Here is a 26,628-nt window from a genome sequence, read left to right as displayed (position 1 = left end):
CGGTAACCTTGGGCTACCGCACTCCTTCCAGACCATGGCAATCATGGAAGATTGCACAACCAAATGGCGCTCCCTACGAGACTCGAACTCGTGTTCCCGCCTTGAGAGGGCGGTGTCCTGGGCCACTAGACGAAGGGAGCGTTGTGCGGCGAAGCGCGCTAGTATAGCGGAATTGCTTCGCGCGGCAACGCCCGGTCGACGCGCGTCGAAGCCTGCCGCGCAGGCGCGCAGATCGTCGTCCTGCCGCGGCTATTTGTTGATGCTCGGCATCGTGAACATGGCAAGCACGGGGCGCCTGCGTCCCGCAAGGATTCCAACCGCTTGAACCCCACACCAGGCACCGATCCCACCCCCGCGCTGCGGATCATCCCGCGCGACCAGCACATCATTTCGCGGGCGAACATCAGCAAGGCCGCGCTGCGCGTGCTGTACCGGCTGCACGACGCCGGTTATGCCGCCTACCTCGTCGGTGGCGCGGTGCGCGACCTGTTGCTGGGGTTTCGTCCGAAGGATTTCGACGTCGCCACCGACGCCACGCCGGAGGAGGTCAAGAAGCTGTTCCGCAACTGCCGCCTGATCGGGCGGCGGTTCCGCCTGGCGCACGTGGTGTTCGGCCCGGAGATCATCGAGGTGGCCACCTTCCGCGGCACCGGCGAGGAAGGCGAGGGCGACCGCCACATCGTTGACGGCCGCATCGTGCGCGACAACATCTGGGGCACCATCGAGGAGGACGCGCTGCGCCGCGATTTCCGCGTCAATGCCCTGTATTACGACATCGGCGATTTCTCCGTGCGCGACTACGTCGGCGGCATGCAGGACCTGCACGATCGCGTGCTGCGCCTGATCGGCGACCCCGAGGTGCGCTACCACGAAGATCCGGTGCGCATGCTGCGCGCCGCGCGGCTGGCGGCCAAGCTCGGCATGCACATCGACGCCGCCGCGGCGGCCCCTTTCGAATCGCTGGGACCGCTGCTTGCCGATGCCGCGCCGGCGCGGCTGTTCGACGAATCGCTGAAGATGTTCCTGTCCGGCAACGGCCTGAAGAGTTTCCGCATGCTGGAGCAGTGCGGCCTGCTGAAGTTCCTGTTCCCGGCCACCGCGCGCGCGCTCAAGCGTGGCGATGCGGCGTTGCGCTCGCTGGTGGAGCAGGGCCTGGCCAACACCGATGCGCGCATCGGCGAAGGCAAGTCGGTCACCCCCGCGTTCCTGTTCGCGGTGCTGCTGTGGGGCGAGGTGCGCGACGAGGCCCAACTCGGCATCGAGCGCGGCCTGGACAGCGCCGAGGCGTGGTCGCGCGCGGCTGCCAAGGTGGTTGGCGAACAGTGCCAGCGGGTGGCGATCCCGCGGCGCTTCACCTTCACCATGGAAGAGATCTGGTCGCTGCAGCCGCGTTTCGAGCAGGTGCAACGCAAGCGGGTGTTCCGCCTGATGGCACATCCGCGGTTCCGCGCGGCGTTCGATTTCCTGTTGTTGCGCGCCGACGAATCGCCGGCGATGCGTGAGCTGGGGCAGTGGTGGGCGCACGCCCAGCGCCTGCCGCAGGACGTGCTGGCCGCGGCCTTGCCGGTGCTCAGCGGCGCGGCTGCGGCAGAGGCTGCTCCCGCACCGGCGGTGCGCAAGCCGCCGCGCCCGCGCCGGCGCCGGCGCAAACGCAGCGACAACCCGGCCTCCGAATGACCCTGGCCTACGTGGCGCTGGGCAGCAACCTCGGTGAACCGCGCCAGCAGGTACTCGACGCGTTCAACGCGCTCGCCGAGCTGCCCGGCACCTGCTTGCTGCAGCGTTCGCCGCTTTACCGCACGCCGCCCTGGGGCGTGCTCGACCAACCATCCTTCATCAATGCCGTGGCCGAGCTGGAAACGACGCTGTCGCCCGAAGCGCTGCTGCAGCACCTGCTGGCGATCGAGCAGCGCGCCGGCCGCGTCCGCGCCGAACGCAACGGGCCACGCACGCTCGACCTGGATCTGCTGCATGTCGAGGGCGTGCGTCGCGACGATCCGGCATTGACCCTGCCACACCCGCGGTTGGCCGAGCGTGCCTTCGTGCTGTTGCCGCTGAACGATGTCGTACCGGATCTGCACCTGCCCGGCCAGGGGCGCGTGGCCGAGCTGCTGGCGCGGGTCGACCCGGCCGGTTGCGAGCGGCTGCTTGCGCCATAATCGGCAGTCACCCTCGCCGACCAGGAAACCCCCGTGTACGTGCAGAACGCCAATCTCCCCGACCGCAAGCCGGTGACCGTGCCGGGCCTGCGCGCGATGAAGGCGCAAGGCCAGCGCATCACCATGCTGACGGCCTACGACGCCAGCTTCGCCTGGCAACTGGAAGCGGCGGGCATCGACGTGGCGCTGGTCGGCGATTCGCTCGGCATGGTGGTGCAAGGACACGCCAGCACCTTGCCGGTGACACTCGACCAGATGGTCTACCACACCGCAGCCGTGGCGCGCGGATTGTCCGCCACCTTGCTGGTGGCCGACCTGCCGTTCATGGCCGATCGCGACGTCGCCCACGTGCTCGCGGCCGGTGCGCGGCTGGTCGGTGAAGCGGGTGCGGCGATGGTGAAGCTCGAAGGCGCCGCCGCGCACGTGCTGGAGGGCATCGCCGCGCTGACCGCGCGGGCCATGCCGGTATGCGCGCATCTGGGACTGACCCCGCAATCCGTGCACCGCTTCGGCGGTTTCCGCGTCCAGGGCCGGGAACAGGCCGCGGCGGATCAACTGGTGGCCGACGCGTTGGCGGTGCAGGCGGCGGGCGCGCAATTGCTGGTGATGGAGGGCGTGCCGGTCGAACTGGGCCGGCGCGTGACCGCGGCGGTGGAGATCCCGGTGATCGGCATCGGCGCCGGCCCGCATTGCGATGGCCAGGTGCTGGTGATCCACGACATGCTCGGCGTCACGCCCGGCAAGCGCCCCAAGTTCAGCAAGGATTTTCTCGCCGGCCGCGATTCTGTGGCAGCGGCGATCCGCGCCTATGCGGACGACGTGCGCAGCGGTGCCTTTCCGGCGCCGGAACATTGTTTCAACTGAGCTGACGAGTTTCCACCATGCAAACGGTTCAGGATGCGCCGGCGTTGCGCGCCGCGGTTCGCGGCTGGCGCAGCAAGGGCCAGACGGTCGGCTTCGTGCCGACCATGGGCAATCTGCACGCCGGCCACCAGTCGCTGGTGCGGCTGGCGCGGGCGCGTGCCGATCGGGTGGTGGCGAGCGTGTTCGTCAATCCGACCCAGTTCGGCCCCGGCGAGGATTTCGAGCGCTACCCGCGCACCCTGGTGCACGACCAGGCGGCGCTGGCCGATGAAGGTTGCGACCTGCTGTTTGCACCCGAGGTCGCCACGATCTATCCCTACGGCGCCGCGCTCAGCGTGAACCTGCGCGTGCCGCAGGTCACCGCCGTGCTGGAAGGGGCACACCGGCCCGGCCACTTCGACGGTGTGGCCACCGTGGTGTGCAAGCTGTTCAACCTGGTCAATCCGGACCTGGCCGTGTTCGGGCAGAAGGATTTCCAGCAGCTCAAGGTGATCGAGCGCATGGTGCGCGACCTGTCGCTGCCAGTGAAGGTGATCGCCGCGCCCATCGTGCGCGACGACGACGGGTTGGCGCTGAGTTCGCGCAACCAGTACCTTTCGGCGCAGGAGCGTGCGCGGGCGCCGCTGATACACGACACCTTGCTGAAAATGCGCGAATTGCTGGGCCAGGGCCACGCCTGGCGCGCCGTGGAGCAGGTGGCCGAAGCCCAGCTGACCCGCGCCGGCTTCGTGCCCGACTACGCGGCGATCCGCCGGGCCGGGGATCTCGCCGAGCCGGACGATGGCCAGCGTGACGGGCTGGTGGCGCTGATCGCCGCGCGGCTGGGCGGCACCCGGCTGATCGACAACTTGCTGTTGGACTGAGCCGCCCGCACATATCGTGGGCGGGCCGTTGATGTTGCAGCGCAGCGCCATCGGTTCGATAATCGCCGACTTTGCGGAGCACCGCGGGAACAACGTCATGCACCTGAACATGCTCAAGGCCAAGATCCACCGCGCCACGGTGACGCACGCCGAGCTGCACTACGAAGGCTCGATCGCGATCGACGGCTTGCTGCTGGATGCGTCGGGCATCCGCGAGTACGAGCAGATCCACGCGTGGAACGTCAACAACGGCAAGCGCTTCGTCACCTACGCGCTGCGCGCCGAGGAAGGCTCGGGGATCATCTCGGTGAACGGCAGTGCCGCGCATCGGGCCAAGCCCGGCGACATCGTCATCATTGCCGCCTTCGCCCAGCTGAACGAGGCGGAGCTGGAGAAATTCCAGCCCACCTGCGTGTACATCGCCGCCGGTGAAGGGAACCACATCAGCCACACCAACCGCTCGATCCCCAAGCAGATGGCCGCTGCCTGACGGTCGGGCCCGGGCTTGCCGGCGGCGCCGTCGCCGGCTTGACCGCGGGATTCAGCCGGCGCGCCGTTTGGCCGCTTGCTGCGCCAGCGCCCAGGCGACGTGTTCGCGCACCAGCGGCGAGGCATCGTCGGCGCGGCTGGCGAGGGCGGCGTCGACCGAGTCGCCGGGAGGCGCGTTGCCCAGCGCCACGGCGATATTGCGCAGCCAGCCTTCGTAGCCGGTGCGGCGGATCGCCATGCCTTCGGTACGTTTGAGAAACTCCTCCTCGCTCCAGCCGAACAGCTCGACCAGCTTCGCGCCGTCCAGGCTGTGCCGCGGCGCGAAATCCGCCTCGGTGGCGACCTGCGCGAACTTGTTCCAGGGGCATACCAGCTGGCAGTCGTCGCAACCGAAGATGCGGTTGCCCATCGGCGCGCGCAGCTCTTCGGGAATGCTGCCCTTGAGCTCGATCGTGAGATACGAAATGCAGCGTTTGGCGTCGAGCTGGTACGGCCCGGTGATTGCCTGGGTCGGGCACACCTCGATGCAGCGCGTGCAGGTGCCGCAGTGCGCGCTGGCCGGTTCATCCACCGGTAGCGGCAGGTCGGTGTACAGCTCGCCGAGGAAGAAGTACGAGCCGGCATGACGGTTGATCAGCACGGTGTGCTTGCCGATCCAGCCCAGCCCCGAGTTGCGCGCCAGCGCTTTTTCCATCACCGGCGCGGAATCGACATAGGCGCGATGGCCGAACTCGCCCACCGCGGCGCGGATGCGCTCGGCCAATTTCTGCAGGCGGTTGCGCATCAGCTTGTGATAGTCGCGGCCCAGCGCGTAACGCGAGACGTAGCCGGCTTCGCCGTCGCCGAGCACGTCCCAGGCGTTGGCGGTGCCGGGTGGGGCGTAATCCATGCGCACCGAGATGACGCGTTGCGTGCCCGGTTCCAGTTCAGCCGGGCGGGTGCGCTTGCTGCCGTGTCTGGCCATGTACTCCATCTCGCCGTGCCGGCCGGCATCGAGCCAGTGCTGCAGATGCCGCTCATCCTCGGCGAGGTCGACACCGCTGATGCCGGTCTCGGCAAACCCCAGTTCGCGCGCCCAGCGCTTGATGTCGCGGGCGAGCGCGGCGTAATCGGGTGAGGCGGAAGCGGACGACACGGACATCCGCATAGTCTAGTCGCACCCCTATAATTCGCCGCATGTCCGAACCTTCGCCCCGCGACCTGTACACCGTCGACGACATGCGGCGGATCGATCGCGCCGCGCTGGATGCACTGGGCATCTCCGGCAGCGAGTTGATGCGCCGTGCCGCCAGCGACGCCCTGCGCAGCCTGCACCGGCGCTGGCCGCAGGCGCGCAGGCTTCGCGTGCATTGCGGCCCGGGCAACAACGGCGGCGATGGCTTCCTGCTTGGCGTGCTGGCGCGCGAAGCGGGCCTGCAGGTCGACATGGTGGCGCTGGCCGACACGTCGCGCGGCGATGCCGCATCGGCGCGTGCCGCGTGGGTGGACGCCGGCGGTGCAGTGCATGCCGTCGACGCACTGCACGAATTGCCGGAGCCCGACGTGCAGGTGGATGCGCTGTACGGCATCGGCTTGAACCGCGCGCCCGAGCCGGCTGCCGCGGCGCTGATCGAACGCATCAACGGCAGCGGCATCCCCGTCCTGGCGCTCGACGTGCCGTCCGGGCTGGACGCCGACAGCGGGCAGTGCCCCGGTGCCGCGATCCGCGCGGATCTCACGGTCACTTTCATCGCCGACAAGCGCGGCCTGCACACCGGTCGCGCGGCCGACTGCACGGGCGTGCTGGAGCTGGCGACGCTGGGCGTGCCGGCCAGTGCGTTTGCGCAGGTGGCGCCGGACGCGCATCTGCTTGTTGCCGCGAGCCTGCCGCCGCGCCGTCGCTATGCCAACAAGGGCAATTATGGCCATGTGCTGGTGATCGGTGGCGGGCAGGGCATGGCCGGCGCCGTGCACCTGGCCGGCGCGGCGGCACTGCGCGCCGGTGCCGGCCTGGTCAGCGTCGCCACGCATGCCGAACACGTGGGCGCGCTCAACGCCGCGCGACCGGAATTGATGGCCCACGGCGTGGACGGCCCGCAGGCGCTGCGGCCGCTGCTGGAGCGTGCCGACACGCTGGCGCTCGGCCCGGGGCTCGGCCAGTCCGCGTGGTCGCATGCGCTGTGGCTGACCGCGCTGGATGCCCGCAAGCCGCTGGTGCTCGACGCCGACGGCCTCAACCTGCTGGCGAAGGAGCCTCGGCGATTCACCGCGCCGACCGTGCTGACACCGCATCCGGGCGAGGCGGCGCGATTGCTCGGCCGTTCCGTGGAGGCGGTCGAGCGTGACCGTTTCGCGGCCGCGCGCGAGCTGGCCGCGCGCTTCGATGCCGTCGTGGTGCTGAAGGGCGCCGGCAGCCTGGTGGCCGATCCGAATGGACGTCTGGACGTCTGTCCGTGGGGCAACCCCGGCATGGCATCCGGCGGCATGGGCGACCTGCTCACCGGCATCGTCGCGGCGATGCTCGCGCAAGGCTGCGACGCCTGGCAGGCGGCACGCCTCGGCGTCGGCCTGCATGCGCGGGCCGGCGACCTCGCCGCATGCGAGGGCGAGCGCGGCTTGCTGGCCAGTGACCTGCTGCTGCCGCTGCGGCGGCTCGGCAATGCCGTTCCCTGTGAAACCGACGAATGAACGGGACCATGTCCAACGAGCTTTCCCGCAGCTTGCCGGACGAGGCCGCGACCGCCGCACTGGCGCAACGCGTGGTCGGCCTGCTGGATCACGGCCTGGTGGTCTACCTGCATGGCCCGCTCGGCGCCGGCAAGACCAGTTTCGCCCGGGCCCTGCTGCTGGCGCTGGGCGTGGGCGAGCGGGTCAAGAGCCCGACCTACAGCCTGGTCGAGGGCTATGCGACCGCGCAGCGACCGGCCTGGCATCTCGACCTGTACCGCATTGCCGACCCCGCCGAGCTGGAGTGGCTGGGCCTGGACACGCTGGCCGACCCGGCTGCGCTGGTGCTGGTGGAGTGGCCCGAACGCGGTGCCGGCGCCTTGCCGGCGGCGGATCTCCACGTTCATCTCGATTACGCCGGGACCGGTCGCCAGGCCGTCCTGCGTGCCGATACCGTGCGTGGCGACGAGTTGCTCTCGCGCCTGTCCTGACACTCCAAGTGACTATTTCTGCTTGGGTTTTCTCCGGTCGCCGAATCGGGCAGGGAGCTGTTCGAAATGTGGCACTTGCGGCCGATAACTTGATATCCCCTGATGAATGCACTGCAGGTGGCGGATATTAAAAGGAAAACCCGCTTGCATTCAGATGGCGACTGCGTTTCAATGCGGCCCATGCGGGGTTATCTGAACAAGCTGGCCGGTTGGGGCGTCGCGGTGATGCTGGCGGCGTTTTTGCCGTGCGCGGCGCAAGCCGCCCAGGTCAAGGACGCCCGCGTCTGGGCAGGTCCGCAGTACACCCGCGTGGTGCTCGATGCGGACGGTCCGCTGCACTACACGATCGCGCAGAAGGACGGCCGGATCGTGGTGGACCTGCGCGACAGTCAGGCTGCGGGCGGCTTCTCCGCGCCGGCGGCACAAGGCTTGTTTCGTGGCATCAGCCATGCGCGTCGCGGCGACGACCTGCAACTGATCGCCACGGTCGATCCCGCCAGCACGCTCAAGAGTTTCGTGCTCAAGCCCACCGCCGGCGAAAATTACCGGCTGGTGCTGGATCTGTACCCGGGCAGCGCGCCGAGCGCCAAGCCGCCGGTCGCCGAGGCGCCCGCTGCCAGCGCGCCGGTCCCGACCGTCAACTACAGCAACCCCACGCGCAGCCGCCGGGTCGCCGCCGAGCAGGCTGCGGCGATGCTCAACGGACAGCGCGCCGTGGTGGTGGCGATCGACGCCGGCCATGGCGGCAAGGACCAGGGCGCCCACGGTCCGGCCGGCACGCTGGAGAAGAACGTCACCCTGGCGGTGGCGCGCGACCTCGCTGCCGAGATCAACCGGCAGCCCGGCATGAAGGCGGTGCTGACTCGCGATGGTGATACCTTCATCCCGCTCAAGCGCCGCTACGAAATCGCCCGCGAGCACAACGCCGACCTGTTCGTGTCGATCCATGCCGACTCCTTCACCAGCGACGACGCCCGCGGCTCGTCGGTGTGGGTGCTGTCGCCGCGCGGCAAGACCAGCATGGCTGCGCGCTGGCTCGCCGACGGGCAGAACCGCGCCGACCTGATCGGCGGCATCAGCCTGGACGACAAGGACGACGGCCTCGCCAAGGTGTTGCTGGACCTGCAGCAGGGCTGGGCGATCCAGGCCAGCGACGAGGTGGCCGGCAATGTGTTGCGCGCGCTGGCCAAGCTCGGCCCGACCCATCGTGGCCATGTCGAGCGCGCCAACTTCGTGGTGCTGCGTTCGCCCGACGTGCCTTCGATCCTGGTGGAGACGGCCTTCATCAGCAACCCGGCCGAAGAGCGCAAGCTGCGCGACCCGTCGCACCAGAAGCTGCTGGCCAACGCGGTGATGTCCGGCGTCAGGAACTATTTCGAATCGACGCCGCCGCCGGGCACCTGGTTCGCCGCGCAGGCGGCCAGGCGCCGCGGTGTGCGCGTGGCAACCGTCGACACGTCCGCCGGCAGCGCCGTCAAGGCGACGGGTGGCGCCGCGGATACGCACAAGGTCGCACGCGGCGAAAGCCTCAGCGGCATCGCGCAGCAATACGGAATCAGCGTGGGCGCGCTCAAGACCGCCAACCAGATCCGCAGCAACATCGTGCAGGCCGGCGCGGTGCTGACGATCCCGTCCGGCTGATCCGTCTTCCGACGGCAGGCTGCTAAAGTCCGCGGATGGCCAACATCCGTGCGCTTCCTCCCGAACTCATCAATCAGATCGCCGCCGGCGAGGTCATCGAGCGGCCGTCCTCGGTGGTCAAGGAACTGGTCGAGAACAGCCTCGACGCCGGCGCCACGCGCATCGAGGTGGACATCGAGGCTGGCGGTGCGCGGTTGATCCGCGTTCGCGACGACGGCGGCGGCATCGCGCTGGACGACCTGCCGCTGGCGGTGGCCTCGCATGCCACCAGCAAGATCGGCAGCTTCGACGATCTCGAACACGTCGCCAGCATGGGTTTTCGCGGCGAGGCGCTGGCCTCGGTGTCGTCGGTGTCGCGCTTCGCGCTGGTCTCGCGCACCGCCGGCCAGGAGGCCGCCTTCCGTATCGAGGTCGATGGCGGCCGGTTGCAGGCCGCACGCCCGGCGCAGCACCCACCGGGCACCAGCGTGGAGGTGCGCGACCTGTTCTACAACGTGCCGGCGCGCAAGAAATTCATGCGCGCCGAGCGCACCGAATTCGCGCACATCGACGATCTGCTGAAGTCGCTGTCGCTGGCGCGCAGTTCGGTGGAGTTTCGACTCAGCCACAACGGCAAGCCGGTGCGCGTGTGGAAGGCGGCGCGCGACGAACAGGCCGCGCTGCAGCGCGTGGCCGAAGTGCTCGGCGCGGAATTCCCGCAACGCAGCCTGCGCGTCGAGCACGCCGCCGCCGGCTTGCAGTTGTCCGGCTGGGTCGGCTTGCCGACCGCGTCGCGGGCGCAGGCCGATGCGCAGTATTTCTACGTCAACGGGCGCCTGGTGCGTGATCGCATCGTCGCCCACGCCGTGCGCCAGGCGTATGCCGACGTGCTGTTCCACGGTCGCCACGCCGCCTTCGTGCTGTACCTCGAACTCGACCCGGCCGGGGTCGACGTGAACGTGCACCCGGCCAAGCACGAGGTGCGTTTCCGCGAGCAGCGGCTGGTGCACGATTTCCTGTTCCGCACCCTGCACGAGGCACTGGCGCAGACGCGCGCGGGGCAGGTGGCGTCGCCCGCGCACGAGGCCGAGGGCGGCCTGCGCATGGCCGCAGCCGCACCGATGCCGATGCCGGCGGCATGGCCGGCCAGCGCGAGCCAGAGCCGGCTGTCGCTGGGCGTGCGCGACGAGCCGCTGGCCGATTACGCCGCGCTGCTTGGCACCGCCGCCAACGCGGTGCCGATGCCCGAGCCCGAACCCGGCGAGGCGCCGCCGCTGGGTTTCGCGATTGCCCAGCTGAAGAACATCTACATCCTCGCCGAGAACGCTGCCGGGCTGGTGCTGGTGGACATGCATGCGGCGCACGAGCGGATCACTTACGAGAAGCTCAAGGCCGGTCGCGTGTGCAGCAACCTGCGTTCGCAGTTGCTGCTGGTGCCGCTCGGCATCGCGGTGAGCGCAAGGGAGGCCGCCGCCGCCGAGGAACATGCCGACGCGCTGGCCGAGTGGGGCCTGGAGCTTTCGCGCAGCGGCCCGTCGGGCGTCGTGGTGCGGCGCATCCCCGCGCTGCTCGACGGGGCCGACGTGGCGCAACTGGCCCGCGACGTGCTGGCCGAACTGGCCCAGCACGGCAGCTCGCGCCGCCTGCAGGAGCTGGAGAACGAACTGCTTTCCACCATGGCCTGCCACGGCTCGGTGCGCGCGGGGCGCCGCCTGACCCTGCCGGAAATGAACGCGCTGCTGCGCGAGATGGAAGAGACCGAGCGCTCCGGCCAGTGCAATCACGGGCGGCCAACGTGGGCGCAGTTGTCTTTGGGCGAGTTGGACAAGTTGTTCATGCGGGGGCGGTGAGAGCCGGGGTTGGGGATTCGCGGGAGCAAGGGCGCTGCGCGTCACGCCGGGGCTCGGGGCCGTTTCGGACGGCGGCTTGCCGACGGCGCGCGCTGCTGCGCATACTCGATGCTTTCACCGATGCGGGATCGTCCCCATGTTGCGTACCGCCGCCTTCGTCCTTGCCATGCTTTCCGGAGTTGCCACCGTGTCTGCCGCCGATGTCCCGTCACCCAGCGCCACCTACACGCAGCAGATCGAGCAATGGCGCGCCGCCCGCGTGGCGCGGCTCACCGCGCCGACGGGATGGCTCAGCCTGATCGGGCTGGAATGGTTGAACGAGGGCGCCAACCGCGTGGGCTGCGCCGCCGACAACGACATCGTGCTGAAGGCCGGTCCCGCGCACCTGGGTACGGTGACGCTGGCGCCGGATGGCGGCTTGCACCTGGCGCTCGACCCGGCCAGCGGCGCCACCGTCGACGGCAAGGCCGTGACCGAAGCCGCGCTGGTCGACGACATGCACGCCGCCGCCGATGCCGATCCCACCACCGTGCGTTTCGGCAAGGCCAGCTTCTACGTGATCGAGCGCGATGGCCGCAAGGCATTGCGGGTGAAGGACGAGGACGCCGAGTCGCGCCGGCATTTTCTCGGCATCGACTATTTCCCGATCGACGACGCCTGGCGCATCGAGGCCGACTGGGTCCCGTTCACGCCACCGCACGACCTGGCGATGGGCTCGGTGATCGGCACCATCGACACGGTCAAGGTGCCCGGCAAGGCGGTGTTCCAGCGCGACGGCCACACCTTCGAGCTGTTGCCGTACCAGGAGGAACCGGGCGGCGAGCTGTTCTTCGTGCTGGCCGATCGCACCTCCGGCAAGGAAACCTACGGCGCCGCGCGTTTCCTCTACGCCGCGCTGCCTGCCGGCGGTCTCGACCATCCGGGCAAGGTGGTGCTGGATTTCAACAAGGCCTACAACCCGCCCTGCGCGTTCACCTCGTTCGCGACTTGTCCGCTGGCGCCACCGGAGAACCGGCTGGACGTCGCCATCACCGCCGGCGAAAAGAAATACCGCGGCGGGCACTGACCCGTAACTTTGTCGGGGGGCTCATTGCCCCTTGAACGCGGCCTTGCGCTTCTCCAGGAACGCGCGCGTCCCCTCGCGCATGTCCTCGGTGGAGAACATCAGCGCGAAACCCTGCGTCTCGAATTCCAGCCCCTGGTCGAGCGACGTCTCGCCACCTTGCAGCACGGCATCGAGGATGCCGGCGGCGGCCAGCGGCGCGGCGGCGGCGAGCTGGTCGACCAGCGCTTCCACGGTTTCGTCCAGCGCCTCGGGTGCCACCACGCGGTTGATGATGCCCAGTTCGTACGCGCGTTGCGCGTTGACCGGGGTGCCGGTGAGGCACAGTTCCAGCGCGGCGCTGCGCCCGGCCAGGCGCAGCAGGCGCTGGGTGCCGCCGAAGCCGGGGATCAGGCCGAGGTTGATTTCCGGCTGGCCGAACTTCGCCTTTTCGCTGGCCACGCGCAGGTGACAGGCCATCGCCAGCTCCATGCCGCCGCCCAGCGCGAAACCCTGCACGCGCGCGATCACCGGTTTGCCCAGCCGTTCGATGCTGCTCATCAGGCGCTGCCCGGCGCGCGAGAACGCCTGCGCCTGCACGCTGCTGCAGCCGCTCATCTCGCTGATGTCGGCGCCGGCCACGAACGCCTTTTCGCCGGCGCCGGCGAGCACCACCACGCGCACGGCGTCGTCCTGCGCGGCCTGGGCAAAGGCCAGCGTCAGCTCGTTGAGCGTCTGCCGATCCAGCGCATTGAGCTTGTCGGGGCGGTTCACTACGATCGTGCGCACCGCACCGCGGTTGTCGAGTTCCAGATTGCGATAGGCCATGGCCGGTTCCTGTGAGTGCAGGCCGCCGATGGTAGCAGCGGGAACCTTTGCCGATGGCGGGGTTCTCAACTCGCGTATGCATCAGCGGCACGCGTGCGGGGCCGCGATACCTCACCATGGCGGGCATGGATTCGATGGCGAAAGGCGTGACACATCTGGCGGCGTGGCTGCTGATCGGCGTGTTGCCGGGTGGCATGCTGCCGGCGCATGCGGCACAGGCTGGCGCGCCCGCGCAAGCCGCCAGCACGGCGAAACCCGACAAGGTCAAGTTGTCCTATGCGATCGGCTACCAGATCGGCAGCCGCTTCGCCGGCGGCTCGCCCGAGGTGGATCTGTCCACCCTGCAGCGCGCGATCGCGGACGCCTACGCGCGTCACCAGCCGCGCGTGCCGATTGGCGAGATGCAGGCGCAATTGCAACGCCTGCAGCAACAGATGCACAGCGACGCCCTGGCCGAGTTCAAGCGCATCGCTGCGGCGAACGCGAGCAAGAGCGCGGCGTTCATGGCGGAAAACCGCAAGAAGCCGGGCGTGGTGCAGCTGCCTTCCGGCATCCAGTACGCGGTGGTGCACCAGGGTAGCGGCACGGTGCACCCGAGCCTGACCAGCACGGTGGTGGTGAACTACCGCGGCATGCTGGTGGACGGTACCGAGTTCGACAGCACCTGGGCGCATGGCGCGCCAGCGACGATCGCGGTCGACCAGGTCATTCCCGGTTGGCGCGACGTGCTCCCGCGCATGCGCGTGGGCGATCGCTGGAAGGTGGTGATCCCCTCGCGGCTCGCATACGGCGAGGAGGGCGCGCTGCCGCGCATCGGGCCCAACGAGGCGCTGCAGTTCGTGATCGAACTGATCGAGATCAAGCCGCCGCGGGGCTGAGGGGCTGAATCCGGCCGGTGCTAACATGCGCCGACATGCCGAACGATCCCGCGCCGCAGCCAGTTCCGCCCCTGACTCCCTGTACCGGCGTGTGCCGACTGGACAGCCACGGCTACTGCATCGGCTGCCGCCGCAGCGGCGAGGAAATCGGCCGCTGGCGCGCGATGAGCGATCCCGAACGCCGCCACGTGATGGACGTGCTGCTGCCCGGTCGCCGGCCATGATGGATACCCTGGTGCAGGCGCTGCGGCCCTTGTCCGCGCCGCCCGAAGGTCCGGCCTGGAACCACGCCGAGGTGAACGAATGGCTCGGCGACCAGGCGCGCCTGCCGGCCGCCGTGCTGCTCGGCATCCGCGAAGGCGTGCAGCCGCGGCTGGTGTTTACCGTGCGCGACGCGCGCCTGCCGGCACATGCCGGCCAGGTGGCGTTTCCGGGCGGGCGCAGCGAGCCGCGGGATGCCGATGCCGTGGATACCGCGCTGCGCGAGAGCGAGGAGGAGATCGGCCTGAGTCGCGCGCTGGTGAAGCCGCTGGGTTTCCTCGATCGCTTCGAGACGATCAGCGGCTACAGCGTCACGCCGGTGGTGGCGAGCATCGCGGCCGAGGCCCGCCTGTATCCGTCGCCCGATGAAGTGGCCGAGGTGTTCGAGGTGCCGCTGACGTTCCTGTTCGACCCGGCCAACCTGCGTCGCTACACGATGGAGTTCCGTGGGCAGCAGCGGCCGATGGTGGAATTCGTCCACGCCGGACACCGCATCTGGGGCGCCACCGCCGCGATGCTTTGCAACCTGCTGGAGAGGATGGACCGCACATGAGCCTGAAAACTACCCTGATCGACGTCGACGCGTTGGCCGCGCTGACGCCACGCGACGTACTGATCGTGGATTGCCGCTTCGAGCTTTCCAACCCCGCTGGCGGCGCGCGTGATTACGCGCAGGGCCATGTGCCCGGCGCAATCTACGCCAGTCTCGATCGCGACCTGTCCGACCTGTCGCGCCAGGCCGAAGGTCTGGGCCGCCACCCGCTGCCGCTGGAGGCGGCGTTCAGCGCATTGCTGTCGCGCTGGGGCTGGCGCGACGGCATGCAGGTGGTGGCCTATGACGCCGCCGGCGGCGCGCTGGCGGCCGCGCGGCTTTGGTGGCTGCTGCGCCTGACGGGCATTCCCGCCGCGGTGCTGGATGGCGGCTGGGCCGCCTGGACGGCGGCGGGGAAGCCCGTCGAACGCGGCGAGCCCGCGCCGCGACCGTCCAGCGATGTTTCGCTGCGCTACGACGCCAGCCAGCTGCTGCTCGATCACCGGGCCGTCGCCGATGGCGCCTCGGGCCAACTGCTGGACGCGCGCGGCGCGCCGCGCTACCGCGGGGATACCGAGCCGCTGGACCGCGCCGCCGGCCACGTTCCCGGCGCGCTGAACCGCCCGTTCGCCGACAACCTCGATGCCAATGGCCACTTCAAGCCGGCGGTGCAGTTGCGTGCCGAGTTCACCGCCGTGCTCGGTGCCACCGAACCCTCGCAGGTGGTGCACATGTGCGGCTCCGGGGTCACCGCCTGCCACAACCTGCTGGCGATGGAACACGCCGGCCTGCACGGCTCGCGGCTGTACGCGCCATCGTGGAGCGGCTGGGTCAGCGACCCGTCGCGACCAGTGGCAACAGGCGAGGCGTGAGCGGAGAGGAGTGAGCAAAGAGAGTGGAAGCGGATGCTCGACCTCACTCCTCACTCCTCTTTACTCACTTCTCGCTCTTGCTCTTCAGCCGCGCCACCAGCGCCTGCAAGGTGGCCTGCGTCTCCGGGTGGAAGAACGCTTCGACGAAGTCGTCCAGCGGCAACGCGTCCAGGTCGGCGTAGGCGTTGGCGAGATCGGCGCGGGCCAGGCGGCGGGTGGTGAGCATGGCGTGCTTCGGCAGCGCCAGCAGTTCGTCCAGCCAGCGCAGCGCGCGGGTGGTGACCTGTTCGACGGCGGTGGTTTCGTCGACGAAGCCGCAAGCCAGCGCGTCGGCCGATTCGATCATGGCGCCGGCCACCAGCAGGCGCTCGGCGCGGTAGGTGCCGACCACGCGACGCAGCGCCAGCTGGATCGCCTCGGGCACGATCAGGCCGACCTGCACCTCGTTGAGGCCGATCCGGTACGGGCCGTCGGCCATCACCCGGTAGTCGCAGAACAGCGCCAGCACCGCGCCGCCGGCCGGACTGTGACCGGTGATCGCCGCGACCAGCGGGATCGGTGCGCGCGCCAGCGCGCCGCACAGGGCGAAAAATTCCCGCCAGTATTCGCGAACCCCGGCGCGGTCGCGCTGCAGCAGGGCGGGCACGTCGACGCCGGCGGAGAACAGGCCGGGCGCGCCGGACAGCACGATGCCGGGCACGTCGTCGCGCACGCTGTCGTCGATCGCCTTGCGCAGCGCCTGCAGCAGTTCCAGGTTCAGCGCGTTGACCGGCGGGCGGGCGAGCTGGATTTCACGGATGGCATGGTCGTGCGTGATGAGGTTGAGCATGATCGACTCCGTTCGGTTACTGCGGCTGTTGGTCGGCGGTCCAGCTGTAGCGCACGGCATAGCTCAGCGTGGCCTTGCCGTTGGCGGGCACTTCTACCCGGAACTCGAGCGTGTCGGCGTCCTGCTGCGCGGGCTTGCTGCTGGAGGAGACCAGCTTCCACTCGCGCCAGCGCGAGGGATGCTCGCGTACCGTCACGGTACGCGCGCTGTCGCCGGCATTGCTGAGCTCGATGCGGAAGGCCTCGTCGAGGGTGCGGCCGTCCTTGTCGACGTGGAAGCTGGTGCGCGTGCGTTCGGCACGCAGGTCGAACGGCGTGCCCAGGGTGATCGTGGCGTCGCTGCCCTTGGGCGTGTCGTTGATGCGGCCTTCACCGATGAACTGCGGCACGCCGTGGCGGTCGTGTTGGAGCACGCGCAGGTAACCGGCGGGCAGGCTGTCGAAGGCCTTCAGTTGCAGCGTGCTGACGATGGCGCCGACGCCTTGCTGGAAGTCGCGCTGGATGACAGGCTGCTGCGGCTCGAAGGCATTGCCGTTCTCCAGCAAGGTGGTGCGCTCGCAATCCATCGTGCGCGTGGCATACAGCGGCACCTGGCTGACGCTGCCGTCGGGCAGGCTCACCTTGTCGGGCAGGGTGAAGCTGCGGTAATCGCCCAGGCTGTCCTGCTGCGGCATCGCCTCGGCCTTGGCGCTGTAGCCGCGCGCCATCGCCATCATCGGGCGCGGGCCGGAATCCCTGGCCATGTTCGGCTCGCCGGCGATCAGGGTGAGCTGGGCGTCTTGCCAGTCGCGCCCGCTGCGGTTGGCGATGCTGGCGCGCGATTCGAACTGCATGCGACAGGCATTGCCCGGCTGCAGCGTCGCCACATACGCAGCGCGCCAACCCAGGCCGGCGGTGGGATAGCTGAGCACGGCGCGCGCCCGGCCGGCGCGCGCGACGTCCACGCGCAGGCTGAGGCTGGAGCCAAGCGGGAAGCTGCCGCCGTTGCTGCGCACCGCCGCGTAATCGCGCACCAGCGTGGTGCCGCTGACGCCGCTGACGCCGCGGACCAGCAGGCCGTTGCCGGCACGCAGCAACGTGCCGTTGGCCAGCGATTCGCCGTTGCTGCCCAGCACGTTGACCTCCTGTCCGACCAGACCGGACAACGCGCCGTCGTTGCCTTGCGCCAGCAACAGCCGCTGCGAGATCACCGTGGCATCGTTGTCGGGAAAGGCCAGCGCCATCGCCTCGGCGTCCAGCGCATTCGGCAAGTTGCCGATGGTCACGTCGTGGGTGCCCGCGGCCAGGGTCAGCGCGCGCTGTTCGCGCACTACCGCGTAGCCCGCGTCGACGTCGCCGCCCTGGCTGGCATACAGGGAGGGGTTGTCGCTGCGGTACAAGCTCAGTGCCGTGCTGTCGGCCGTCTGCGCGTTGGCAGTGCCGGCCAGGGCGGTGAAACAGGCGAAGGCGAGGAGGTGGCGGGCTGTCGTCATGGTGCATTCCATGGTGGGGACCGAACGGCCATCATAACGATCACGCGTGCAGCGCGCGTCGGCGGGGTGCGCGTGCGATCAGAACCGTTCAAGAACCGGCGGTCCGGATTCCCTATCGTGTCGGGAGCTTTCCCGCGAGTGACCGAGCATGCCCGCCTCCCCGACCGTCACCATCGCGCCCGCCCGCCTGCCGGAGGACATCGGGAGCGTGCGCCAACTGTTCACGGAATATGTCGACAGCCTCGGCGTCGATCTTTCCTTTCAGAATGTGGCCACGGAACTGGCGCAACTGCCCGGCAAGTACGCGCCACCAGGCGGCGTGATCCTGCTCGCGCGCGACAGTGCGGGAGCCACGCCGGGTTGCGTGGCCTTGCGCCCATGGCCGCAGCCTGGCGTGTGCGAGATCAAGCGCCTCTACGTGCGCCCGGCGGCGCGCGGGCAGGCGCTGGGGCGGCAACTGGCCGAAGCGGCGATCGCGTGGGCCGCGCGAGCCGGCTATGCGTGCATGCTGCTGGATACGCTGGCGTCGATGGCGGCGGCGCGGCAGCTTTATGTCGCGCTGGGTTTTCATCCGGTGGCGCCGTATTACGACAACCCGCTGCCCGGAACCTTGTACATGGCCCTGGACATCGATCCGCAAGTGGCCCAGGCCGCTCGGAATGCGGCGGGAGTCATGCCGAATGTCCGCGCGAATTCGCGGTTGAGATGAGCCTGGTCGCAGAAGCCTGCGTCGAGCGCCGCGTCGATGATCGGCACCTGGTTCCGCAAGAGGGCCTTGGCCTTGTGCAAGGCCAGCAGGACGTGGAAGTTGTGCAGGCTGGTGCCGGCCTGGCGGCGGAACGTGCGCGACAGGTGGCCGGCGGAAATCGCGCACGTGCGCGCGATCATCTCCACGTCGGTGTGCAGCGAAGGTCGTTCGGCCAGCAAGGCCGCGACCCGCGCGACGAGCGCTTCGCGGCCCTCGTCGCTGTTCGCGGCGGGCTGCTCGAAGCGCGAGACAAAGGACCAGCCACCGCCATCCACCGGTTCGAAGCGGTGGATCACACCCGCCGGCACCACGACGGTATCGCCGGCGACCACGTCTCTGCAGGTATCGGGGAAGCGCAGTCGTGCCCGTCCCGCCAACATCCGCACGACTTCGTCGCCGGCATGAAAATGCAGCCGGAAGCGCCAGGCATGGCGCGCGCCGGCGATCGTTTCGATCCGATGGGCGCCGGTTGCGCTGACCGTGAAGAAGGTGCGGGCGGCGGCATGCACGGACCGTTTACTCCACCGCGCGGCGGATCGCCTCTGGCAGCGGCACCGGCTTGCCGGTGGCCGGGTCCATCCAGACCATCACCACGTTGCCGTCGCAGTAAAGGGTGTCGGCCCGTTCGGCGTCGATCACCCGGTGCGCGATCGTCATCGAGCTGTTGCCCATGCGCTCGCAGAACAGCTGCACCTGCAACTGCGCGGGCCACGCGATCGGGCGGCGGTAGTTGACCTGGCTGGCGGCCATCACCGGCATGGCGTGCTCGTCGAACCACGGGCCCGGCACATGGCTGAGCCATTGCAGACGCGCCTCTTCCAGGTAGGTGAGGTAGTTGGAATTGTTGACGTGATTGAACGCGTCGAGATCGCGCCAGCGCACGCCGATGGCGGCGACGAACAGCGGCTTGCCCGCGCCGGTGTCCGTGTCGGCTGGCGACGGGTTGGGGGTGCGAGTACTCATGTGGGCTTTTTCTTTCGTCCGCGCATCGGCTTGTACTTGTCGGCCGAGGCAATGTGTTTGGTGGCGGCCTTGACCCGCGTGGTGGTACCCGGCTTTTTCGGCTTGACCGGTTTCAGGTGCGGTGCGAGGAAGTGGCCGGTGTGCGACCCGGTTGTGGCCGCCACGGTCTCCGGCGTGCCGGCGACCAGGATGCGACCGCCGCCGGCGCCGCCTTCGGGGCCGAGGTCGACCACCCAGTCGGCGGTCTTGATCACATCCAGGTTGTGCTCGATCACCACCACGGTGTTGCCCTGGTCGACCAGCTGGTGCAGCACGTCGAGCAGCTGCTCGATGTCGTGGAAGTGCAATCCGGTGGTGGGCTCGTCGAGGATGTACAGGGTGTTGCCGGTGTCGCGCTTGCTCAACTCCTTGGACAGCTTCACACGCTGCGCCTCGCCGCCGGACAGCGTGGTCGCGCTCTGGCCGAGCTTGATGTAGTCGAGGCCGACCGCACGCAGGGTGTCGAGCTTGCGCGCGATGGTCGGCACGTTCTCGAACAGCTTCAGCGCGTCTTCCACCGTCATGTCGAGCACGTCGGCGATGGTGTGGCCCTTGTACAGGATCTCCAGCGTCTCGCGGTTGTAGCGCTTGCCGTGGCAGACGTCGCAGGGCACGTAGACGTCGGGCAGGAAGTGCATCTCCACCTTGATCATGCCGTCGCCTTCGCACGCCTCGCAGCGGCCGCCGCGCACGTTGAAGCTGAAGCGGCCTGGCGTGTAGCCGCGCGAGCGCGCCTCCGGTACCTGCGAAAACATGTCGCGCAGCGGGGTGAACAAGCCGGTGTAGGTGGCGGGGTTGGAACGTGGCGTGCGGCCGATCGGCGACTGGTCGATGTCGACCACCTTGTCGAACAGTTCCAGTCCGGTCACCGACTTGAACGGCGCCGGCTGCGCGCTGGCGCCGTTGAGCTCGATCGCGGCGAGGCGGAACAGGGTGTCGTTGACCAGGGTCGACTTGCCCGAACCCGACACGCCGGTGATGCAGGTGAACAGGCCGGCCGGGATCGCCAGGTCGACCTGCTTGAGGTTGTTGCCGCTGGCGCCGTTCAGGTGCAGCCACGCGTCGTCGACAGGCCGGCGGCGTTCCTTCGGCACCTCGATCGCGCGCACGCCGGAGAGGAACTGGCCGGTCACCGAGCGCGGCGAGTCGAGCATGTCCTGCACCGTGCCCTGCGCCACGATCTCGCCGCCGTGCACGCCGGCGCCGGGGCCGATGTCGAGCACGTGGTCGGCCATGCGGATCGCGTCCTCGTCGTGCTCGACCACGATCACCGTGTTGCCGAGGTCGCGCAGGCGCGTGAGCGTGCCGAGCAGGCGCTCGTTGTCGCGCTGGTGCAGGCCGATCGACGGTTCGTCCAGCACGTACATCACGCCGACCAGGCCGGCGCCGATCTGCGAGGCGAGGCGGATGCGTTGCGCCTCGCCGCCGGAGAGCGAATCGGCCTGGCGATCGAGCGTGAGGTAGTTCAGGCCCACGTCGTTGAGGAAGGTCAGCCGCTCGCGGATCTCCTTGACGATCTTCACCGCGATCTCGCCGCGCCAGCCGCTGAGCTTCAACTCCTGGAAGAACGCCAGCGCATCATCGATCGAGCGCGCGGTGAGCGAGGGCAGCGCGTGGTCGGCGACGAACACGTTGCGCGCCGAGCGGTTCAGCCGCTGGCCGGCGCACTCGGGGCAGGGCTGGTCGCTGATGTACTTGGCCAGCTCCTCGCGCACGGCGGCGGATTCGGTTTCCTTGTAGCGTCGTTCCAGGTTCGGCACGATGCCCTCGAACGCGTGCTCGCGGGTGACCTTGCCGCCGCGCTCGGTGATGTAGCGGAAGGCAATCTGTTCCTTGCCGCTGCCGTAGAGAATGGCCTTCTGGACGTCCGCGGGAAGCTTCTGCCACGGCGCGTCGACGTCGAAGCCGTAGTGCGCGGCCAGCGACATGAGCAGCTGGAAATAGTGTGCGTTGCGCCGGTCCCAGCCGCGCACCGCGCCGTTGGCCAGCGACAGCTCCGGGTGGCCGACCACGCGCGCGGCGTCGAACACCTGGGTCACGCCCAGGCCGTCGCAGGCCGGGCAGGCGCCGATCGGCGAGTTGAACGAGAACAGCCGCGGCTCCAGTTCCGGCAGCGAGTAGTCGCAGACCGGGCAGGAATAGCGCGAGGACAGCAGCTGCTCGGGGGCGTCGGTTGCATCCATGTTGGCCAGGATTACCAGCCCGTCGCCGAGCCGCAGCGCGGTCTCGAACGATTCGGCCAGGCGCTGCTTGATGTCCTCGCGCGGGCGGAAGCGATCCACCACCACCTCGATGGTGTGCTTGATGCGCAGCCCCAGCGGCGGTACCGCATCGAGGTCGTACACCGCGCCGTCGACGCGGGCGCGCACGAAACCCTGTGCGCGCAGCTGCTCGAACACCTGCACATGCTCGCCCTTGCGCTCGCGCACCACCGGCGCCAGCAGCATGTAGCGCTGCCCGGGGTCGAGCGCGAGCGTGGCGTCGACCATCTGGCTTACCGTCTGCGCCTCCAGCGGGATGCCGTGGTCGGGGCAGCGCGGCGTGCCCACGCGGGCGTACAGCAGGCGCAGGTAGTCGTACACCTCGGTGATCGTGCCCACGGTGGAGCGCGGGTTGTGCGAGGTGGATTTCTGCTCGATCGAGATCGCCGGCGACAGGCCTTCGATGTGGTCGACGTCGGGCTTTTCCATCATCGACAGGAACTGTCGTGCGTACGCGGAGAGCGACTCCACGTAGCGGCGCTGGCCTTCGGCATAGATGGTGTCGAACGCCAGCGAGGATTTGCCCGAGCCGGACAGGCCGGTAATCACGATCAACTGGTCGCGCGGCAGGTCGAGGTCGATGTTCTTGAGGTTGTGCGTGCGTGCGCCGCGGATGCGAATGGTGTCCATGGACGCCGTATATGGGGGGGACTCATTACTATACCAAGTAGTTTGGATAGTTCACTCGACAGGAGCCGCGCCGTGCTTTCCCCCGACGCGGCGGCTGTGGCTAAATGGCGGTTCCACTCGACCGGGAACCGGCATGCACCGATGGGCAGGAATGGCGGCTGCGGCCGTGTTGGCATGGGGCGCGAGCGGCGCGGCGATGGCGGCGCAACCCAGCGCCAGGCAGGTACGCCAGCTGTTCGAGGTGATGCACCTGAGCCAGATGTTCAGCCAGATGAACACGCAGATGGCCGGCGTGATGGGCCAGGCCGTGCCCTGCGTGCCGGCGTCCTACTGGCAGGGCTTCATCGACGCGGCCGGCACCGAGCAGCTGCTGGACAGGATGGTTCCGGTCTACCAGCAGCACTTCACCGCCGCCGATGTGGCCGGCCTGCTGAAGTTCTACAAGTCCGCGCTGGGCCAGAAGGTGATCACCCAGATGCCGCAGACGATGGCCGAGGGCATGAAGGTCGGCCAGCAATGGGGGCACGAGCGCGGCGAACAGATGATCCGGGAGTTGCAGCAGAAGGGTACGCTGGACGCCACCGGCCGCTGCCCGGCCAGCCCCGCCGCCAGCGGCACCGCGCCGTCGCCGGCCGTGGCCCACTGAGCGCCGGGCGGGCGTTTCGAGGGTCTGCTCACTATTTGACCAGGCCGTGTTGCCATCGCTATAATCCGCGGTTCGCCAGACCCGCAGGGCCCTGGCGATACCCAAGAGAATAACGACAGAAGGGCATTCCCATGAGTTATGCAGTCATCAAGACCGGTGGCAAGCAGTACCGTGTGCAGCAGGGTGACGTGCTGCGCGTGGAGCTGTTGACTGCCGATGAAGGCGCCAGCGTGAGCTTCGACCAGGTGTTGCTGGTCGGCACCGGCGAGTCGGTCACCATCGGTGCGCCGGTCGTCGAGGGCGCCACCGTCAGCGCCACCGTGCGCAAGCACGGCCGTGCCGACAAGATCCGCATCATCAAGTTCCGCCGCCGCAAGCACTACAAGCGTCAGCAGGGCCATCGGCAGCATTTCACCGAAATCGAGATCACGGGCATCAACGCCTGAGCACCTGGAGCATTGAGTCATGGCACATAAAAAAGGCGTAGGTTCCAGCCGCAACGGTCGCGATTCGAACCCGAAATACCTCGGCGTCAAGGTCTACGGTGGCCAGGCCATCGAAGCCGGCAACATCATCGTGCGCCAGCGCGGCACCCAGTTCCATCCGGGCAATGGCGTCGGCCTGGGTCGCGACCATACGCTGTTCGCGCTGGTCGACGGCAAGGTCCAGTTCGCTGTCCGCGGCGACAAGAACCGCCGTTTCGTCGACGTCGTGCAGGCGTAAGCTCTTCGCGACGCGGCAACGAAGGCCCCGCTTCGGCGGGGTTTTTGTTTTTGGAGCAGGGAATAGGGAATAGGGAATGGCAAGAGCGAGGTTTCTGCAACTCCCGTACCCTACCCAGAGCGCCAGCTTTTCCTATTCCCGATTCCCGATTCCCCATTCCCTATTCCCGGCCCTCAACAATGAAATTCGTCGACGAAGCGCAAATCAAGGTCCTGGCCGGTGACGGTGGCAATGGCTGCATCAGTTTCCGGCGGGAGAAGTTCATTCCGTTCGGCGGCCCCGACGGCGGCGACGGCGGCTCGGGCGGGTCGGTGTGGCTGGTGGCCGACGAGGGCCTGAACACCCTGATCGACTTTCGCCACCAGCGCAGCTTCAAGGCGCAGCGCGGCGAGAACGGCATGGGCAGCCAGATGTACGGCAAGGGCGGCGAGGACACCACGATCCGCGTGCCGGTAGGCACCATGGTCACCAACGTCGACACCGACGAGGTGATCGGCGACCTGACCGCCCACGGCCAGCGCATGCTGGTGGCGCAAGGCGGCAAGGGCGGGCTGGGCAACATCCATTTCAAGAGTTCGGTGAACCGCGCCCCGCGCAAGGCCACGCCAGGGACGCCGGGCGAGGTGCGCGAGCTGAAACTCGAACTGCGCCTGCTGGCCGACGTGGGCCTGCTGGGGTTCCCCAATGCGGGCAAATCCACCTTCATCCGCGCGGTGTCGGCGGCGACCCCGCGGGTGGCAGACTATCCGTTCACCACCTTGCACCCGAATCTTGGCGTGGTCAGCCTGGGTACCGACCAGAGTTTCGTGATCGCCGACATCCCCGGCCTGATCGAGGGCGCTTCCGAGGGGGCGGGGCTGGGCATCCAGTTCCTGCGCCACGTGGCGCGCACCAGCCTGCTGCTGCACATCGTCGACATCGCGCCGATCGACGGCACCGACGTGGCCGATCAGGTCCGCGCGATCGAGCAGGAGTTGCAGAAGTTCAATCCGGAGTTGCTCGAGCGCCCGCGCTGGCTGGTGCTCAACAAGGCCGACGTGCTGCCGGAGGGCGAACGCCAAGCCGTGGCGCAAGGCATCGTCGACAAACTGGGCTGGACCCAACCGTGGTTCCTGGTCTCGGCGATCGCGCGTGAAAACACCATGGCAGTGTGCCAGCAGGTGCAGCGCTTCTTCGAGTCGCAACGCGAAGCCGAAGCCGAACGCACCGAGATGCTTGCCGACGACGTGCGCCTGCGCGGCGAAAAAGCCGGCGATTGAGGGCGGTCCACCTGGCTACATGCGGAACACGCCATAGCGCTGCGGCTCGATCGGGGCATTCATCGAGGCGGAGATCGCCAGTCCCAGCACCCGCCGGGTATCGGCCGGGTCGATGATGCCGTCGTCCCACAGCCGCGCGCTGGCGTAATACGGGTGGCCTTGGCGTTCGTACTGCTCGCGCAACGGTGCCTTGAACGCTTCCTCCTCCTCGGCCGACCACTCGCCGCCCTTGGCCTCGATGCCGTCGCGCTTGACCGTGGCCAGCACGCTCGCGGCCTGCTCGCCGCCCATCACGCTGATCCGCGCGTTCGGCCACATCCACAGGAAGCGGGCGCCATAGGCCCGACCGCACATCGCATAGTTGCCGGCGCCGAAGCTGCCGCCGATCACCACGGTGAATTTCGGCACGTGCGAGCAGGCGACCGCGGTGACCATCTTGGCGCCGTCCTTGGCGATGCCGGCCTGCTCGTATTTCTTGCCGACCATGAAGCCGGTGATGTTCTGCAAAAACACCAGCGGCACGTTGCGCTGGTTGCACAGCTCGATGAAGTGCGCGCCCTTGAGCGCGCTTTCGGCGAACAGGATGCCGTTGTTGGCGACGATGCCCACCGGGTAGCCGTGGATGTGCGCGAAGCCGCACACCAGGGTCTTGCCGTAGCGCGCCTTGAACTCGTGGAACTCCGAGCCGTCGACGATGCGCGCGATCACTTCGCGGATGTCGAACGGGCGGCGGGTGTCCTGCGGGATCACGCCGTACAGTTCCTCGGCCGGGTATTTCGGCTCGACCGGCGCGCGCAGCGCCAGCGGCATGTCCTTCTTCCGGTTGAGGTGGGCCACGATGTCGCGTGCGATCGACAGCGCGTGCGCGTCGTTCTCGGCAAAGTGGTCGGCCACGCCGGAAATGGACGTATGGACGTCCGCGCCACCCAGCGTCTCGGCGTCCACCACCTCGCCGGTGGCCGCCTTCACCAGCGGCGGGCCGCCGAGGAAGATGGTGCCCTGCTCGCGCACGATGATCGTCTCGTCGCTCATTGCCGGCACGTAGGCGCCGCCGGCGGTGCATGAGCCCATCACCACCGCGATCTGCGGGATGTTGAGCGAGGACATCCGCGCCTGGTTGTAGAAGATCCGCCCGAAGTGCTCCTTGTCCGGGAACACCTCGTCCTGCAGCAGCAGGAACGCACCGCCGGAGTCGACCAGGTAGATGCAGGGCAGGCGGTTTTCCAGAGCCACTTCCTGCGCGCGCAGGTGCTTCTTCACCGTCATCGGGAAATAGGTGCCGCCCTTGACGGTGGCGTCATTGGCGACCACCACCACCTCGGCGCCGTGCACGCGGCCGATGCCGGTGACGATGCCTGCGCCGGGCGCGGCGTCGTCGTACATGCCGTGTGCGGCCAGCGGCGACAGTTCGAGGAAGGGCGAACCGGGATCAAGCAGGGCGCGGATGCGCTCGCGTGGCAGCAGCTTGCCGCGGGCGACGTGCCTCTCGCGTGCCTTCGCGCCGCCGCCCTCGGCGTTGCGCGCCAGTTCGCGGTGCAGGTCGTCGACCATGGCGCGCAACTGGGTCGTGCTGCCCTGGAACTCGGGTGAGCGGGGGTCGATCTGGGTCGCGAAAACATTCATGGAGGGATTCACGGGAAGCGGGAAACGGCGGGTTGCCAAAC

The 26,628-nt window shown here is 68.7% G+C and carries 26 protein-coding genes, 1 tRNA gene and 1 pseudogene; 19 read left to right on the top strand and 9 right to left on the bottom strand.

The features are described from left to right. Positions 1 to 64 precede the first annotated feature (64 nt). Positions 65 to 140, bottom strand: a tRNA-Glu gene (locus tag ACVCL9_RS08205). A gap of 181 nt (positions 141 to 321) precedes the next feature. Between ACVCL9_RS08205 and pcnB the strand changes: the two genes are divergently transcribed. The 5 genes from pcnB to panD all read left to right on the top strand — a co-directional run bounded on the left by pcnB (position 322) and on the right by panD (position 4,376). Then, positions 322 to 1,677, top strand: a complete 1,356-nt coding sequence (pcnB, locus tag ACVCL9_RS08200) for a polynucleotide adenylyltransferase PcnB (RefSeq protein ID WP_447098473.1) — start codon at positions 322 to 324, stop codon at positions 1,675 to 1,677. Next, positions 1,674 to 2,159 (top strand): 2-amino-4-hydroxy-6-hydroxymethyldihydropteridine diphosphokinase, encoded by a 486-nt coding sequence (gene folK / locus ACVCL9_RS08195; protein WP_395119558.1) that lies wholly within the window; start codon positions 1,674 to 1,676, stop codon positions 2,157 to 2,159. Before pcnB ends, folK begins: the two co-directional genes overlap by 4 nt. 33 nt (positions 2,160 to 2,192) lie before the next feature. Further along, positions 2,193 to 3,023: a 3-methyl-2-oxobutanoate hydroxymethyltransferase gene (gene panB, locus ACVCL9_RS08190; protein ID WP_395119557.1), complete on the top strand. Its 831-nt coding sequence runs from the start codon at positions 2,193 to 2,195 to the stop codon at positions 3,021 to 3,023. A 17-nt stretch (positions 3,024 to 3,040) separates the two neighbouring features. After that, positions 3,041 to 3,886: a pantoate--beta-alanine ligase gene (panC, locus tag ACVCL9_RS08185; protein ID WP_447098474.1), complete on the top strand. Its 846-nt coding sequence runs from the start codon at positions 3,041 to 3,043 to the stop codon at positions 3,884 to 3,886. Positions 3,887 to 3,983: 97 nt separating this feature from the next. Then, positions 3,984 to 4,376 carry an aspartate 1-decarboxylase gene (gene panD / locus ACVCL9_RS08180; RefSeq protein WP_136258177.1) on the top strand — a complete coding sequence of 131 codons (393 nt, stop codon included), beginning with the start codon at positions 3,984 to 3,986 and terminating at the stop codon, positions 4,374 to 4,376. Positions 4,377 to 4,427: 51 nt separating this feature from the next. Here panD and queG read toward each other — a convergent pair whose 3' ends face one another. Further along, a complete protein-coding gene (gene queG / locus ACVCL9_RS08175; protein WP_447098475.1) occupies positions 4,428 to 5,510 on the bottom strand; it encodes a tRNA epoxyqueuosine(34) reductase QueG in 1,083 nt (360 codons plus the stop codon). A gap of 41 nt (positions 5,511 to 5,551) precedes the next feature. Here queG and ACVCL9_RS08170 point away from each other — a divergent pair, with 41 nt between their 5' ends. From ACVCL9_RS08170 to ACVCL9_RS08150, 5 genes are all read left to right on the top strand, one after another. Next, on the top strand, positions 5,552 to 7,042 hold the full coding sequence (locus tag ACVCL9_RS08170) for an NAD(P)H-hydrate dehydratase (protein WP_447098476.1): 1,491 nt from the start codon (positions 5,552 to 5,554) through the stop codon (positions 7,040 to 7,042). A gap of 8 nt (positions 7,043 to 7,050) precedes the next feature. Then, positions 7,051 to 7,512 carry a tRNA (adenosine(37)-N6)-threonylcarbamoyltransferase complex ATPase subunit type 1 TsaE gene (gene tsaE, locus ACVCL9_RS08165; RefSeq protein WP_447098477.1) on the top strand — a complete coding sequence of 154 codons (462 nt, stop codon included), beginning with the start codon at positions 7,051 to 7,053 and terminating at the stop codon, positions 7,510 to 7,512. 180 nt (positions 7,513 to 7,692) lie between these two features. Further along, positions 7,693 to 9,153 (top strand): N-acetylmuramoyl-L-alanine amidase, encoded by a 1,461-nt coding sequence (locus tag ACVCL9_RS08160; RefSeq protein ID WP_447098478.1) that lies wholly within the window; start codon positions 7,693 to 7,695, stop codon positions 9,151 to 9,153. 35 nt (positions 9,154 to 9,188) lie between these two features. Then, positions 9,189 to 10,982 carry a DNA mismatch repair endonuclease MutL gene (gene mutL, locus ACVCL9_RS08155; RefSeq protein ID WP_447098479.1) on the top strand — a complete coding sequence of 598 codons (1,794 nt, stop codon included), beginning with the start codon at positions 9,189 to 9,191 and terminating at the stop codon, positions 10,980 to 10,982. A 136-nt stretch (positions 10,983 to 11,118) separates the two neighbouring features. Further along, positions 11,119 to 12,048, top strand: coding sequence for a DUF1684 domain-containing protein (locus ACVCL9_RS08150; RefSeq protein WP_447098480.1), 930 nt, complete (start codon positions 11,119 to 11,121; stop codon positions 12,046 to 12,048). Between the two features lie 21 nt (positions 12,049 to 12,069). Here the strand turns inward: ACVCL9_RS08150 and ACVCL9_RS08145 are convergent, their stop codons facing one another. Then, positions 12,070 to 12,852 (bottom strand): enoyl-CoA hydratase/isomerase family protein, encoded by a 783-nt coding sequence (locus tag ACVCL9_RS08145; RefSeq protein WP_447098481.1) that lies wholly within the window; start codon positions 12,850 to 12,852, stop codon positions 12,070 to 12,072. Positions 12,853 to 12,968: 116 nt separating this feature from the next. Between ACVCL9_RS08145 and ACVCL9_RS08140 the strand changes: the two genes are divergently transcribed. The 4 genes from ACVCL9_RS08140 to ACVCL9_RS08125 are packed head-to-tail and all read left to right on the top strand — an operon-like array spanning position 12,969 to position 15,395. Then, a complete protein-coding gene (locus ACVCL9_RS08140) occupies positions 12,969 to 13,730 on the top strand; it encodes an FKBP-type peptidyl-prolyl cis-trans isomerase (RefSeq protein ID WP_447098482.1) in 762 nt (253 codons plus the stop codon). A 35-nt stretch (positions 13,731 to 13,765) separates the two neighbouring features. Then, entirely contained in the window at positions 13,766 to 13,954 is a 189-nt protein-coding gene (locus ACVCL9_RS08135; protein ID WP_395119548.1) for a DUF1289 domain-containing protein, read from the top strand. Then, positions 13,951 to 14,544, top strand: a complete 594-nt coding sequence (locus ACVCL9_RS08130) for an NUDIX hydrolase (RefSeq protein ID WP_395119547.1) — start codon at positions 13,951 to 13,953, stop codon at positions 14,542 to 14,544. The genes ACVCL9_RS08135 and ACVCL9_RS08130 overlap by 4 nt, the downstream gene beginning before the upstream one ends. After that, the gene (locus ACVCL9_RS08125) at positions 14,541 to 15,395 is read left to right on the top strand and encodes a sulfurtransferase (RefSeq protein ID WP_447098483.1); all 855 of its coding nucleotides are present in this window, start codon (positions 14,541 to 14,543) and stop codon (positions 15,393 to 15,395) included. Before ACVCL9_RS08130 ends, ACVCL9_RS08125 begins: the two co-directional genes overlap by 4 nt. A gap of 64 nt (positions 15,396 to 15,459) precedes the next feature. Here ACVCL9_RS08125 and ACVCL9_RS08120 read toward each other — a convergent pair whose 3' ends face one another. Then, positions 15,460 to 16,224 carry an enoyl-CoA hydratase/isomerase family protein gene (locus ACVCL9_RS08120; protein WP_447098484.1) on the bottom strand — a complete coding sequence of 255 codons (765 nt, stop codon included), beginning with the start codon at positions 16,222 to 16,224 and terminating at the stop codon, positions 15,460 to 15,462. Between the two features lie 16 nt (positions 16,225 to 16,240). Beyond that, positions 16,241 to 17,695, bottom strand: coding sequence for a DUF4139 domain-containing protein (locus tag ACVCL9_RS08115; protein WP_447098485.1), 1,455 nt, complete (start codon positions 17,693 to 17,695; stop codon positions 16,241 to 16,243). A gap of 148 nt (positions 17,696 to 17,843) precedes the next feature. On the opposite strand from ACVCL9_RS08115, the gene ACVCL9_RS08110 reads away from it, so the two are divergent. Then, the gene (locus ACVCL9_RS08110; RefSeq protein WP_395119543.1) at positions 17,844 to 18,404 is read left to right on the top strand and encodes a GNAT family N-acetyltransferase; all 561 of its coding nucleotides are present in this window, start codon (positions 17,844 to 17,846) and stop codon (positions 18,402 to 18,404) included. Here the strand turns inward: ACVCL9_RS08110 and ACVCL9_RS08105 are convergent. From ACVCL9_RS08105 to uvrA, 3 genes and pseudogenes are all read right to left on the bottom strand, one after another. After that, positions 18,395 to 18,952: pseudogene (locus ACVCL9_RS08105) on the bottom strand (helix-turn-helix domain-containing protein); the annotation flags it as partial. The gene ACVCL9_RS08110 and the pseudogene ACVCL9_RS08105 sit on opposite strands and share 10 nt — an antisense overlap. A 7-nt stretch (positions 18,953 to 18,959) precedes the next feature. Then, positions 18,960 to 19,406 carry an acyl-CoA thioesterase gene (locus tag ACVCL9_RS08100; RefSeq protein WP_447098486.1) on the bottom strand — a complete coding sequence of 149 codons (447 nt, stop codon included), beginning with the start codon at positions 19,404 to 19,406 and terminating at the stop codon, positions 18,960 to 18,962. Beyond that, on the bottom strand, positions 19,403 to 22,336 hold the full coding sequence (gene uvrA / locus ACVCL9_RS08095; protein WP_447098487.1) for an excinuclease ABC subunit UvrA: 2,934 nt from the start codon (positions 22,334 to 22,336) through the stop codon (positions 19,403 to 19,405). Before uvrA ends, ACVCL9_RS08100 begins: the two co-directional genes overlap by 4 nt. Before the next feature lie 151 nt (positions 22,337 to 22,487). On the opposite strand from uvrA, the gene ACVCL9_RS08090 reads away from it, so the two are divergent. From ACVCL9_RS08090 to cgtA, 4 genes are all read left to right on the top strand, one after another. After that, positions 22,488 to 22,982 carry a DUF2059 domain-containing protein gene (locus ACVCL9_RS08090; protein ID WP_447098488.1) on the top strand — a complete coding sequence of 165 codons (495 nt, stop codon included), beginning with the start codon at positions 22,488 to 22,490 and terminating at the stop codon, positions 22,980 to 22,982. Positions 22,983 to 23,113: 131 nt separating this feature from the next. Further along, positions 23,114 to 23,428, top strand: a complete 315-nt coding sequence (gene rplU / locus ACVCL9_RS08085) for a 50S ribosomal protein L21 (protein ID WP_395119539.1) — start codon at positions 23,114 to 23,116, stop codon at positions 23,426 to 23,428. Positions 23,429 to 23,447: 19 nt separating this feature from the next. Next, positions 23,448 to 23,705, top strand: coding sequence for a 50S ribosomal protein L27 (rpmA, locus tag ACVCL9_RS08080; protein WP_395119538.1), 258 nt, complete (start codon positions 23,448 to 23,450; stop codon positions 23,703 to 23,705). 179 nt (positions 23,706 to 23,884) lie between these two features. Beyond that, positions 23,885 to 24,964, top strand: coding sequence for an Obg family GTPase CgtA (cgtA, locus tag ACVCL9_RS08075; RefSeq protein WP_447098489.1), 1,080 nt, complete (start codon positions 23,885 to 23,887; stop codon positions 24,962 to 24,964). Positions 24,965 to 24,979: 15 nt separating this feature from the next. On the opposite strand, the gene ACVCL9_RS08070 is transcribed toward cgtA, so the two are convergent. After that, on the bottom strand, positions 24,980 to 26,587 hold the full coding sequence (locus ACVCL9_RS08070) for a carboxyl transferase domain-containing protein (protein ID WP_447098490.1): 1,608 nt from the start codon (positions 26,585 to 26,587) through the stop codon (positions 24,980 to 24,982). Between the last annotated feature and the right edge of the window lie 41 nt (positions 26,588 to 26,628).

Source organism: Rhodanobacter sp. UC4438_H5 (assembly GCF_052978405.1).
The sequence above is the reverse complement of the archived record's forward strand: the minus strand, read 5'-3'. Positions and strand labels throughout refer to the sequence as shown.

What these genes read in the sequence shown, in the direction of transcription:
- folK (WP_395119558.1), top strand. Translation starts at nt 1,674, where the DNA reads ATGACCCTGGCCTACGTGGCGCTGGGCAGCAACCTCGGTGAACCGCGC.
- panC (WP_447098474.1), top strand. Translation starts at nt 3,041, where the DNA reads ATGCAAACGGTTCAGGATGCGCCGGCGTTGCGCGCCGCGGTTCGCGGC.
- panD (WP_136258177.1), top strand. Translation starts at nt 3,984, where the DNA reads ATGCACCTGAACATGCTCAAGGCCAAGATCCACCGCGCCACGGTGACG.
- ACVCL9_RS08170 (WP_447098476.1), top strand. Translation starts at nt 5,552, where the DNA reads ATGTCCGAACCTTCGCCCCGCGACCTGTACACCGTCGACGACATGCGG.
- tsaE (WP_447098477.1), top strand. Translation starts at nt 7,051, where the DNA reads ATGTCCAACGAGCTTTCCCGCAGCTTGCCGGACGAGGCCGCGACCGCC.
- ACVCL9_RS08160 (WP_447098478.1), top strand. Translation starts at nt 7,693, where the DNA reads ATGCGGGGTTATCTGAACAAGCTGGCCGGTTGGGGCGTCGCGGTGATG.
- mutL (WP_447098479.1), top strand. Translation starts at nt 9,189, where the DNA reads ATGGCCAACATCCGTGCGCTTCCTCCCGAACTCATCAATCAGATCGCC.
- ACVCL9_RS08150 (WP_447098480.1), top strand. Translation starts at nt 11,119, where the DNA reads ATGTTGCGTACCGCCGCCTTCGTCCTTGCCATGCTTTCCGGAGTTGCC.
- ACVCL9_RS08145 (WP_447098481.1), bottom strand. Translation starts at nt 12,852, where the DNA reads ATGGCCTATCGCAATCTGGAACTCGACAACCGCGGTGCGGTGCGCACG.
- ACVCL9_RS08140 (WP_447098482.1), top strand. Translation starts at nt 12,969, where the DNA reads ATGGCGGGCATGGATTCGATGGCGAAAGGCGTGACACATCTGGCGGCG.
- ACVCL9_RS08135 (WP_395119548.1), top strand. Translation starts at nt 13,766, where the DNA reads ATGCCGAACGATCCCGCGCCGCAGCCAGTTCCGCCCCTGACTCCCTGT.
- ACVCL9_RS08130 (WP_395119547.1), top strand. Translation starts at nt 13,951, where the DNA reads ATGATGGATACCCTGGTGCAGGCGCTGCGGCCCTTGTCCGCGCCGCCC.
- ACVCL9_RS08125 (WP_447098483.1), top strand. Translation starts at nt 14,541, where the DNA reads ATGAGCCTGAAAACTACCCTGATCGACGTCGACGCGTTGGCCGCGCTG.
- ACVCL9_RS08120 (WP_447098484.1), bottom strand. Translation starts at nt 16,224, where the DNA reads ATGCTCAACCTCATCACGCACGACCATGCCATCCGTGAAATCCAGCTC.
- ACVCL9_RS08115 (WP_447098485.1), bottom strand. Translation starts at nt 17,695, where the DNA reads ATGACGACAGCCCGCCACCTCCTCGCCTTCGCCTGTTTCACCGCCCTG.
- ACVCL9_RS08110 (WP_395119543.1), top strand. Translation starts at nt 17,844, where the DNA reads ATGCCCGCCTCCCCGACCGTCACCATCGCGCCCGCCCGCCTGCCGGAG.
- ACVCL9_RS08100 (WP_447098486.1), bottom strand. Translation starts at nt 19,406, where the DNA reads ATGAGTACTCGCACCCCCAACCCGTCGCCAGCCGACACGGACACCGGC.
- uvrA (WP_447098487.1), bottom strand. Translation starts at nt 22,336, where the DNA reads ATGGACACCATTCGCATCCGCGGCGCACGCACGCACAACCTCAAGAAC.
- ACVCL9_RS08090 (WP_447098488.1), top strand. Translation starts at nt 22,488, where the DNA reads ATGGCGGCTGCGGCCGTGTTGGCATGGGGCGCGAGCGGCGCGGCGATG.
- rplU (WP_395119539.1), top strand. Translation starts at nt 23,114, where the DNA reads ATGAGTTATGCAGTCATCAAGACCGGTGGCAAGCAGTACCGTGTGCAG.
- rpmA (WP_395119538.1), top strand. Translation starts at nt 23,448, where the DNA reads ATGGCACATAAAAAAGGCGTAGGTTCCAGCCGCAACGGTCGCGATTCG.
- cgtA (WP_447098489.1), top strand. Translation starts at nt 23,885, where the DNA reads ATGAAATTCGTCGACGAAGCGCAAATCAAGGTCCTGGCCGGTGACGGT.
- ACVCL9_RS08070 (WP_447098490.1), bottom strand. Translation starts at nt 26,587, where the DNA reads ATGAATGTTTTCGCGACCCAGATCGACCCCCGCTCACCCGAGTTCCAG.